General features: G+C 66.1%; 11 protein-coding genes and 1 pseudogene. 7 read left to right on the top strand and 5 right to left on the bottom strand.

Annotation, left to right across the window (positions count from 1 at the left end; all coding sequences use genetic code 11):
* The 7 genes and pseudogenes from ABD743_RS33435 to ABD743_RS33405 all read left to right on the top strand — a co-directional run.
* On the top strand, positions 1–336 hold a 336-nt coding region (locus tag ABD743_RS33435; protein ID WP_344726979.1), incomplete at its 5' end, for a zinc-binding dehydrogenase.
* Positions 337–408: 72 nt separating this feature from the next.
* Entirely contained in the window at positions 409–849 is a 441-nt protein-coding gene (locus ABD743_RS33430; protein ID WP_344726977.1) for a cupin domain-containing protein, read from the top strand.
* A 232-nt stretch (positions 850–1081) separates the two neighbouring features.
* Positions 1082–1269 (top strand): annotated as a pseudogene (locus ABD743_RS33425) (molybdopterin-dependent oxidoreductase); the annotation flags it as partial.
* Position 1270: 1 nt separating this feature from the next.
* Entirely contained in the window at positions 1271–1726 is a 456-nt protein-coding gene (locus ABD743_RS33420; protein WP_344726975.1) for a DUF5709 domain-containing protein, read from the top strand.
* Between the two features lie 229 nt (positions 1727–1955).
* Entirely contained in the window at positions 1956–2165 is a 210-nt protein-coding gene (locus ABD743_RS33415) for a hypothetical protein (RefSeq protein ID WP_344726973.1), read from the top strand.
* Between the two features lie 525 nt (positions 2166–2690).
* Positions 2691–3356 (top strand): RraA family protein, encoded by a 666-nt coding sequence (locus tag ABD743_RS33410; RefSeq protein ID WP_344726971.1) that lies wholly within the window; start codon positions 2691–2693, stop codon positions 3354–3356.
* Positions 3357–3485: 129 nt separating this feature from the next.
* Complete coding sequence (locus tag ABD743_RS33405) at positions 3486–4199, top strand: flavodoxin family protein (RefSeq protein WP_344726969.1); 714 nt, start codon at positions 3486–3488, stop codon at positions 4197–4199.
* A 146-nt stretch (positions 4200–4345) separates the two neighbouring features.
* On the opposite strand, the gene ABD743_RS33400 is transcribed toward ABD743_RS33405, so the two are convergent.
* The 5 genes from ABD743_RS33400 to ABD743_RS33380 all read right to left on the bottom strand — a co-directional run bounded on the left by ABD743_RS33400 (position 4346) and on the right by ABD743_RS33380 (position 9833).
* Positions 4346–5674, bottom strand: a complete 1329-nt coding sequence (locus ABD743_RS33400) for an amidohydrolase family protein (protein ID WP_344726967.1) — start codon at positions 5672–5674, stop codon at positions 4346–4348.
* Positions 5671–5925, bottom strand: coding sequence for a hypothetical protein (locus ABD743_RS33395; protein WP_344726965.1), 255 nt, complete (start codon positions 5923–5925; stop codon positions 5671–5673). The genes ABD743_RS33400 and ABD743_RS33395 overlap by 4 nt, the downstream gene beginning before the upstream one ends.
* 37 nt (positions 5926–5962) lie before the next feature.
* Positions 5963–6556 (bottom strand): Dps family protein, encoded by a 594-nt coding sequence (locus tag ABD743_RS33390; RefSeq protein ID WP_344726963.1) that lies wholly within the window; start codon positions 6554–6556, stop codon positions 5963–5965.
* Positions 6557–6653: 97 nt separating this feature from the next.
* Positions 6654–7775, bottom strand: coding sequence for a transaldolase (tal, locus tag ABD743_RS33385; protein WP_344726961.1), 1122 nt, complete (start codon positions 7773–7775; stop codon positions 6654–6656).
* 531 nt (positions 7776–8306) lie between these two features.
* Positions 8307–9833: a GMC family oxidoreductase gene (locus ABD743_RS33380; protein ID WP_344726959.1), complete on the bottom strand. Its 1527-nt coding sequence runs from the start codon at positions 9831–9833 to the stop codon at positions 8307–8309.
* Positions 9834–10454: the final 621 nt, after the last annotated feature.

The raw sequence follows: 10454 nt of genomic DNA, 5'->3' as shown, positions 1-10454 counted from the left end.
GACGCGGAGACGGGCGTGTTCGACGTCGTGATCGACGCCGTCGGCCGGGAGGTGCCGGAAGCCTTGTTCGCGGCGCTGCGTCGTGGCGGGCGCCTGATCACCCTCCAGGAGCCTCCCTCGGAGGAGCTGGCCGAAAAGTATGGCGTCACCGCCCTGTTCTTCATCGTCACAGCGGAGCGGGACCGTCTGGCCCGACTGGCCGACATGATCGACAACGGCAAGCTGAAAGTCGGCGTCGCCACAACGTTTCCCCTGGCCGAGGGCCGAGCCGCCTACGAGAGCGGCACTCTCCGCAGACCTCACCCAGGAAAGACCGTGCTGGTCGTCCGGCCATGACCGGATGAACGATCCTCTGACCAGCCGATTCGACGACGTGTCCGGACACGCTCGGCACCTGCGGAGCGAAACATGCTCGCCGAAGGCGAGAGGCATGACAAAGGAGATGAAATGCCTACTTCTACCAACATGAGCCAGGAAGATCTGCTGGAGGTCGTGCCGCCGTTCATCGCGCAGGGTTCCTCCGCGATGGTCCGCCTCCTCGAGCTGCCCCCGGGCGACCCGGGCCTGGGTCCGCATCGTCACTCCGGCCCCGTATTCGGCTACATGCTCGAGGGCGAGATGCTCTTCGAGCTCGAGGGAGAAGCACCGTATCCGATCAAGGCCGGAGAGGCTTTCTGGGAACCGGGTGGCGACGTCATCCACTACACGGCCGCAAACCTGCTCGACGACAGGACGAGCCGCTTCGTCGTGGTCATGCTGTGTACTCCTGGAGTCGAGATGATCACAATGGTCGACGACGAGGAACTCGCGGCCAAGGCGAGCCAACGAATTCCTGCACCGACGCGGTAGTCACCGGATCCTCACTGATCCGCATGATCGACGATCGACGATCGCCGCATCACCGCGACCGACGAGCGCATGGCGTAGCTAACAGTGCTTCGGACGGTCCTCGCGTCGGCGTCCTTGCCACTTGACGCGATCATTCCGCAACCCTGATCAGACCGGTCCCACCCTCCACGCGCGCGGTCCGAATTAGCTCGACCCCCCGAACCGCAGGGCATGAGTGGTTCGGAACGTGAACGGAACGCCTCTGGAGGAGATCCACGGAGGACCGGCCCGGCTGCTCGTGCCCCACCTGTACTTCTGGCAAAGCGGAAAATGGTTGTCCGGCTGACGCTGCTGGCCCAGGACCAGTCCGGCTTCTGGGAGCGCAACGGATACCACGACCGGGGAGACCCCTGGCTCGAGCAGCGCTACCAGGGAGATTGACATGTCCACAGATGACAATGACGGGACCGACGGCGTCGACATCGACTCCGGGCTCCTTCAGCCAGAGGACAGCCTCGACGACCGCGGGGTCCTAGACGTACTGGACGAGGGCTACTCCCCTCCGGACCGTCCATGGGAGCTCAACGACTACGGCCTCACCGCGAGGGAAGCGGCCGAACACGAAAGCCTCAACGGCCGCCTGGCACGCGAGCTGCCCGACATCATGATCCCCGACGGGGACGGGCTGGGCGACGCCTCGGACACCGACGGCGAGCCGTACGACAACGAAGCCGGCACGGCCCGCTCAGGGAGGTTGATCGACGTCGAACCCACGGGGGAGATCGACGACTACGCCTACCTCTACGCAGTGGACATCGCTCGCGATGGCGGCGCAGCCTCCGCCGAAGAGGCCGCAGTACACATCGTCGCCGATGACGACGAACCCGAATCGGTCTGAGGACGCAGACGCGCCTGAAACGACGATGCTGCTACCCGATCAATCAGTGGGTGAGACCCGCGGACCAGTGCGCACCACATCGGACCAGAGTCGGAAGCAACACCCATCCAAGAGACACGGATAGTCCTGTCGAAGGAGTTCTCGCCGATCAGCACGTCGCTCGCGCCGCCTCGGACCTCGACGCTGCGTCCCGTCCTACCAGGCTGAATATGTTCCGAAGGAGGAACTGATGGTCGACATGCTCAAGAACATTCATGTCGTGGATGGCGACCCTGTGATCGAGGGGTACACCCCCACCGCGGTTACGGCGCACGCCTTCGTCTACAACGATGGCTCGACCCAGGTCTTCGAATCCAGCGGCGCTACCACCTATGTCGAGCAGGGCCGGGCGACACAAGGCAATTGGTACATCGATGACGGCCGCTTCTGCTCCTTCTGACCTCCCAGCTATCGTGCCTGCTACGACCTGCATTGGATCGTCGAGGAAGGCCGGATCGCGGGCGTGCGGTTCACCGAGCCCAACCGGGGATCGAGCTTCGACGGCCGTTATCGGTGAGCCCGGCTTCCCCGGTTACATGGGAGGCGGCAGGTCGGCGCCCTGCATCCCTCCGCCGACCGAGGCGAGTCCGTCCGCGGCGACAAGTCCGACCGCCACGGTCGAGACTACCGAACCACTGGACGCAACCAGCTGAAGTACTAGGGTGGGTACGGATGCGATCAGGCTGGGGATGCATCTACAACCGGGGAAGACCGACCGGCAACACCGTCGGCCACCAATCGCAAGTGTTGATCGTTCGCCGCGACGGCAAACCCACACCTAGAGCATGACGAACCCGACTCCAGCCCGTCGATCCCGATGGGATTCAGGTCGACGATTTGAGCAATGGACCGCGCACCGCTCGAGCCCGGGCCGCTTCCAAAGTCATGCGATGAGGTGTGGCTCTCGCGGGGGCAGGGAGGTCCGATGACGACCGAAGATCCGGAGTTGGGCGTCCTTGCCCACCAGGTCAGTACCGCTGACATCGTCGACGCCATGGGACGGCTGCACCGGCACCGATGTCACCTTGTAGACCTGGTGAGCCCGACGCCGGGGAGATTGCTCTTCGGCCCGGCGGTAACGATCTCGTACTTTCCGTCCTGCGAAGTAGCACTGCCACCTGATCGCTATAACTTCGGCAAGTTGTTCGACGAAGCGGTGTCCGATGGTGGCATGGGCAGCGTGCTGGTGTTGGCGAGCAACGGTCACCCCGATGCCTCAATGGCGGGAGGTACCAAGCTGAGCCGACTGGCCCATCACAATTTGGCCGGCGTGCTGACCGACGCGCGGCTACGCGACTTCGCGGAACTCTCAACGTACGGCTTTGCTGCGTACTGCCGAGGTGAGGCTGTCCACTGGGGCGGTGACGTCGTCACTCCGTTCGAGGCGAACCGGCCCGTAGTGGTGAACGGCGTTGCCGTTCGGCCAGGCGACTACGTGTTCGCGGACGCGTCAGGCGCCGCGGTCATCCCGCACGTCCAGGTGAGGACGGTGCTTCATGGGGCCATCAGCGTGGTCTCCGACGACGCTGCGACAGCCAAAGCATTGCTCGACGGCGACCAGGGAAGGGACGGGAGTGCCTCGGAGCGGTGACATCCTTGGAGCCAGGCGTCCGCCGCGCTACTGGGTCAAGCACATCTTCACCGTCTCGGCGATCGCTTGCATCAAGGACCTGTCCAGCGAGGTCGAACGAACGGCCTCACTCGCTTCGAAGGAATTCAGATGGATCTTCGTTTCGATGGTCTCCGAGCTTTGTTCTTCAACGGAACCCTCAAGCGGTCTCCAGAACCGAGCAACACGGAGGGCCTGATCCGGCTCAGCGCCGACCTGATGAAGCGGGAGGGCGTGGACGTGGAAGTCATACGGACTATCGACCACGACATCGCCGTCGGGGTCTATCCCGACATGACTGAACACGGTTGGACGACCGACGAGTGGCCTGCCCTCTACGACAAGGTCCTTGCTGCCGAGATTCTCGTGTTGTGCGGTCCGATCTGGCTCGGCGATAACTCTTCCGAAATGAAGAAGATCATCGAGCGGCTCTATGCGTGCTCACACCTGCTGAACGACGCCGGGCAGTACGCCTACTACGGTCGAGTAGGCGGCTGTCTCATCACGGGCAACGAGGACGGCGTCAAGCACTGTGCGATGAACGCGCTGTACAGCCTGCAACACATAGGGTACACAATCCCACCGCAGGCCGATGCTGGCTGGATCGGGGCCATCGGCCCTGGCCCGTCTTATCTCGATCCGGGGTCGGGCGGGCCGCAGAACGACTTCACCAATCGCAACACCGCGTTCATGACGTGGAACCTCATGCACCTGGCGCACATGATCAAGAGCGCCGAGGGTATCCCTGCATATGGCAACCGACGGTCGGAGTGGGACCGAGGTCGCCGATTCGACTTCGACAATCCCAACCCCGAGTACCGATGACAAGCCGCCGCCGGCCTGAGGTGGCCACGGCCACCAAGAGAATGCCGTGGTGCCGGCCCCTCACCCTCCCGAGTTCCGTCGTCGTGCTGTCGAGCCGGCCCGTGAACGGCGCAGGACGACGGCTCGGACGGTGCGCCCCGCGCACGTCAGGTCGCCGCGGCCCGCGCCCGCGCCGCGGCGAGCAGCGTCTCGGCGTCCTCGTCACGCAGCTCGTACGAGGACGAGGCATCGAGCGTCAGCAACGTGTGCTCGCGCATCAGCCATCGCCCGTCCACCATCGAGTCGACGGCGGCATGCCCGCTCCCGCCGTAGACCAGCGCGGACTCCAGTGACTGCATCCGCACCGGTCCCCGGCACAAATCCGCCGTCGCCACCGCGATGAGGTCGGCGGGCGCGCCGGGGACGATCGTCCCCGCGGCCGGTCCGGTGCCCAGGGCGCGATGCCCCGCTGTGGTCGCCATCGCGAGAAGGGTGCGCGCCGGGACGGCGTCGGGGACACGGCTGACGAACGACGCCAGCCTGCCCATCGCACGCATCTCGGCGAACATGTCGTAGCTGCCGTTGTTGCACACGTTGTCCGTGCCGAGCGCGACCGTGACCCCCTGGTCGAGGGCCTCCCGGAACGGCGGCGGAGACGCTCCGCTCGCCATGCAGACGTTGGGCGCGAACACCAGGGAGACGTCCGTGTCTGCCAGCAGCGGCAGGTCCTCCGGGAGGACGGTGCAACCGTGGGCCAGCAGGACCCGCCTGTCGAGCAGCCCGAGCGCTTTCATCCGCACCAGCGCAGTGGTGCCGACGGTCTCCCGGCACCACGCGTCCTCCTCGCCGCTGGTGGCGAAGTGGGCATGCAGACCGGCGCCGTGGGCGTCGGCGAGCGCCAGTTCCGCTTCGATCGCCTGCTCGGAGTTGTCGACGAAGAAGGCGTGCGGACCGACCCAACCCCGCACCAGCGGTCCCGTTCCCGTCGTGCGTTCGAGGAAGTCGCTGCACGCGGCGAGCTCCCGCTCGCGTGCGGCGTCGTCGCCCAGCTCGACGATGCCGTACGCCACGGCCGCCCGCAGGCCGCTGCGGACGACGGTCGGCACGATCTCCTCCGCGAAGAGGTACTGGTCGGCGAAGGTGGTGGTGCCGGACGCGATCATCTCCGCGCACGAGACCGCGACCGCGCCAGGGATCGCGGACGGCTTCAGCCCGGCCTCCAGCGCCCGCACGCGGTTCAGCCAGCCCTCCTTGGTGAGCAGTGACCAGCCCTCCGCGACGCCCTTCAGCAGCGACATCGGGGTGTGGGTGTGTGAGTTGACCAGGCCAGGCATGAGGATGCGGCCGTCGAGGCGGATCGTGTCCGGCCCGGCCGGTGGTCCGGCGGGACCGATCGGATCTGCCGCCGTGATCGTGCCGTCATCGATGCGCACCACGCCCGGGCTCAGCACCCGGTCGGGGAGCAGGACGTGGTCGGCGACCAGTGTCGTCCTCATCCGATCTCCTCCTGTCGGCCATCACGGTCGCGGTCTCCCGCCATCAGTGCGCCGATCCGCTCCCGATCCACCTCGACGCGCGGGAACGGGCCGGCGAGCCGCCCGTCGTGGAACATGGCCACCCGGTCGGCGAGCTCGAGCATCTCGTCCAACGAACGCGCGTAGAGCAGGGCCGCGGCCTCACAGGCGATCCCCACTTCATGTCCGAGGTCCGCCGATCCGCATGCAAGCCGCAGGATCCCCGTGGGCACGAAGCACACTGCGGACGGAACCAGCGCAGTTCGACCGTCAGATGCGCACGAGAGGCGTGTCGACCAGATGCTCGGCCAGAAACCAGCATTGCAGCTCTCCGGTCCGGATGACCTGCGAGACGAGCAAGTCGTTGGTTCCGTCGTCGCCAAGCTCCGCGCTCTTGGCAGCCGCCTTGTGGGCGTCGATCAAGATGCGTTCATGCGCGTCGAGCAGCCGGGAGAGCATCGCCGGAACCTGCTCGACACCATCCGGCGGTCGCGGAATGCTGCTGAGCTCCGCCGCGTGGCGCGGATCGCCCACCGCTACGGCACCCAGGCTCTGGATGCGTTCGGCGATCGCGTCGACGAGAGCGAGTTGTTCGTCAGCGTGCTTGTCGAGCAGGAGGTGGAGCTGGTAGAAGGTCGCACCTCGGACATTCCAGTGACTCTTCTTGTAAAGAGCGTAAAGAATCTGAGTGTCCGCCAATGTCCGGTTGAGCATTTCGCCCGCGTACATGCGCGCGTCATAGGACAATCCGACGGGGAACTGCTTCACGGTCCCGAACTTCTGGATCTCCCCTCCCCCGTGCTGATGCAGCCACGGCTGGCTCGACGGCGAGACGCGATCCGTTGCGTCCTGAGCTGCGGTCATCGGTGGACCTCCTCCACATTCACGGTTCGTACTGACACGCTGTGGCCCCAATCTCGTCCGGCTTTGCGCACCCACCTGCGCCAGCCACGGCGAGCCTCTACTCGGCCGCTTCCATGGACCGCCGAACGGTCTCGTGCAGCTCCGCCCAGGAGCGGGCGAACCGATCAACGCCGTCACGTTCCAGGACCGTGAAGACTTCTGAGAGATCGACGCCCGCGGCAGCTATCGCGTCGATCACCTCACGGGCCTCCGAGGCAAGACCGGTGACGGCGTCACCATTATTTGCTCTGCGCAGTGAGCCGTGATCGGCGAAAGCGTTCAGCGTTGCCTCTGGCATCGTGTTCACAGATCCGGACACCGCGAGCTCGGTGACATACATCGTGTCCGGGTAGGCAGGATTCTTCACGCCCGTCGAGGCCCAGAGCGGCCGCTGAACGCGAGCGCCCTTTGCCGCGAGGCGCTCCCAGCGCGGACCGGCAAACGTCTCCCGGAACGCTTGATACGCAAGTCTCGAGTTCGCGATACCGGCCATGCCCCGCAACGCGAGGGCTTCGTCCGATCCGATCTCTTCGAGGCGTTTGTCCACCTCTACGTCGACACGGGAGACGAAGAAGCTCGCGACCGAGTGGACTGCGGACAGAGGCACGCCGTCGTCGAGTGCCCGCTCGAGGCCGTCGAGGTAGGCCGCCATGACCTCCCGGTACCGCTCCACCGAGAAGATGAGCGTGACGTTGACGTCGATGCCAAGCGCGAGAGCTTCCGTGATGGCCGGCAGGCTTGCCCTGGTCGCAGGAATCTTCACGTAGAGATTCGGGCGGCCGACCGCTCGCATGAGGCTCACAGCCTCGACGACGGTCGCTTCGCTGTCGTCGGCCAGATCGGGGTTGACCTCGAGCGACACCCGCCCGTCAACACCGTTGCTCGCCTCCCAGACGCCGTGGAACAACTCGCAGGCCTGTTGGACATCCACGACCAGGAGCTTTCGAACAGCGTCTCCGACCGTCGCCCCGCACCGCGCGAGCTTCCGGATCTGCGACGTATAGACCCCTCGGTGCGCGAGCGCAGCCGCGAAGATGGTCGGGTTGGTGGTAACGCCGACGACGTGCTTGTCGTCGATGAGTCGCCGCAGATCGCCGCTGACCAGGCGATCACGCGACAGGTCATCGAGCCAGATCGAAACACCCGCCGCGGTGAGCGCAGCGAGTCGGTCGTCTGTCACGTGAATTCCTCTCTGGACTCTCTGCGGCGCTGACTCCACCTGGCGTTTCCGGCCGGGCTCGCGACCGTCCACGACTCCCCCGCCGGCACGACTCAGCGCTCCATCGGTCTACGCAGGGCGGGATGCGGCTTTCTTGGAGCAAATCGACACTGTAACTGGACTACCTGTTCCAGGCTATGGCATGAAGCAGGCGGCCGCAGGAGGGCAACAAGTGGCGCGCACCACATCGCCCGAGCGTCCTGCAGTCAGCGCGCGAGGCATCCCGGTGGCCGCGCACCCAACCCCAGTCACCTGCATAAACCAGAGCAGCCAGCGCCCGCAGCGCGTCACCCCGCCTCTCTGCCCGCCCAGACACCCATCCCGCCTGCTATCGCCCCACACTCGAGATGATCGATAGGCGTCGCAGACGGACGGGAGCCGGACCACGTTTTCCTTCGACCGTTTAGTCCAGCTCGGTCAGCTGCTCGTCACCCCCGGGGGGAGAGGTCTGCCTACACGCGCTCGTCGCGGCCTTCACCTGAGCCTGCAGCGTCACCCGGCGATGAGAGCGGCCGCCCGTTCCGCGATCGCGCAGACCGTGGCGTTGGTGTTCGCGGAGACGACCGACGGCATCACGGACGCGTCGGCGACCCGGAGCCCGTCGAGCCCACGCACTCGCAACTCCGGGTCGACCACGGCCATGTCGTCGATCCCGATCCGGCAGGTGCCCGCGTAGTGGAAGTAGGGCATCAGGCTTCCTTGCAGGTACGCCCGGACGGCGGCCGGGTCGTCGGGGTCCGGCACCGCGGGTGCCTCCTCGCCCCGCCAGGGGGCGAGCGCCTCGGCACACCCGATCTCCCTGGCGAGGCGCAGGCCCGCCGTCATCGTCTCGACGTCGCGGTCGTCACCGAGATAGTTCGGGTCAACGAGCGGCACGGCCTCGGGATCGGCGCTCGCCAGCCGCACCGACCCTCGGCTGCGCGGACTCATCACGCTGAACATGATTGAGTACCCCTGAGCCAGGTCGGTGCGGACGGCCGGATGGAGGGGCTGGCTGAAGAAGAGCACCTGCAGGTCTGCGTCGCCCAGAGCGGGGTCGCTGCGCACCAGTCCCATTGCCTCGCCCGGGGGGTTGCCCGGCATCAGCGGCACCGGGCGGGAGGCGCTGTAGTTCACCATCGCCGCCGGATGGTCGTGGAAGTTGGCTCCGACCCCGGGAAGGTCGTGCACGACCTCTACGCCGACGTCGCGCAGGTGATCCGCCTGCCCGACACCGGAGAGCAGCAACAACTGCGCCGACCCGATCGTCCCCGCGGTGAGCACCACCTCCCGCGAGCACTCCGCGAAGATCACCGCGCCGTCAAGCGAGTACTCGACCCCGGTACAACGATGACCGTCGAACCGCAGCCGGTGCACCGCGGCGCCGGTGACCACGTCCAGGTTCGGCCGGTTCAGCACGGGGCGCAGGTAGGCATCGGCCACGCTCTGCCGCACCCCGTCGACGATCGTGTTGTCGCAGCGCCCGACACCTTCCTCCAGGCCGCTGCTCACGTCCGTCGCCGCTGGACACCCCACGTCGACGGCCGCGTCGAGGCACGCGCTGATCAGCGGATGCGGCTCGGGTGGTGGTGACACGACCATCGGCCCGTCCGTGCCGCGGACGGCCGGATCCCGCCCCACCGCGCGTTCGCTGCGCCGGAAGTAGGGCCGGAGGTCGTCGAACTCCCACCCCGTCGCCCCCATCGCCGCCCACCGGTCGTAGCTCGAGCGATGGCCGCGCAGGAAGTTCAGCCCGTTGATGGCCGATGAACCCCCCAGGGCGTGTCCGCGCGGCAGGACGATCGATGAGCCCAGAAAGGCCTGCTCGGTGGACGGGGTACACCAGTCGGCGGAGCTGCCCAGCAGGGCGAGCCAACCAGCCGGGCTCGCCATGGCCGACAACTGATCACGCCCTCCGGCTTCGACAAGAAGCACGCTGACGTCGTCGTTCTCCGACAATCGAGAACCGATCACGCAACCGGCACTCCCGCCGCCCACGACAACGAAATCATAACCGCAACCCGGATTTGCTGTGCTCAAGACACCTCATCCTCACAAGATCGACGCGACATGGCAACACTGTTTATCATTCAGCACCACAACGGTCCGTGAATGTCGATTCCACTAGAGGCCGATTCGCGAGCCGGTTCATTTGTGTCGCGTGATCCTAAATCGTCGGCCCGACAACGGGATGGCCATGAGAGCGTCGCGCGTGCGACGAATCACGACGCCGTCCGCCTCGAGGTGCGACAACCTCGGGTCACCACCGGCTCGCCCTCCGCGCGTCGAGCCGCAACGGGAGCGCGAACACCGGGAACAGTGTCTGACTCGGTCTGACCATGGACGAAATCGACGATCATGGCCAGAACACCGGCATTGCCGGATCGTCTTCTGTCGCCTCTCGGAGAATTCGGGTGAGCAGGTCCGAATTTTCGACCACGTGAAGCGTGGTGGTATTACCGCAGCCGGCGGCCCGTTCGCGTGAGGGTTGAGTGTGGAAACCTGATTTTCCGCGATACGGGCAGTTTCACGATGTGGCGGTAATTGTCGGCGCCATGCTGACGGGCGGGTTGATCGCCCAGGGCTGCCGAGGGCACACGTGTCAGGCGGGTTGTCGTACTGCTGTCCCGAGGGCGTTGTCGATCAGGTAGCGCCAGCGTC

Source organism: Pseudonocardia yunnanensis (assembly GCF_039534065.1).
Classification (GTDB): Bacteria; Actinomycetota; Actinomycetes; order Mycobacteriales; family Pseudonocardiaceae; genus Pseudonocardia; species Pseudonocardia yunnanensis.
This window is presented reverse-complemented; position numbering and strand designations above follow the sequence as displayed.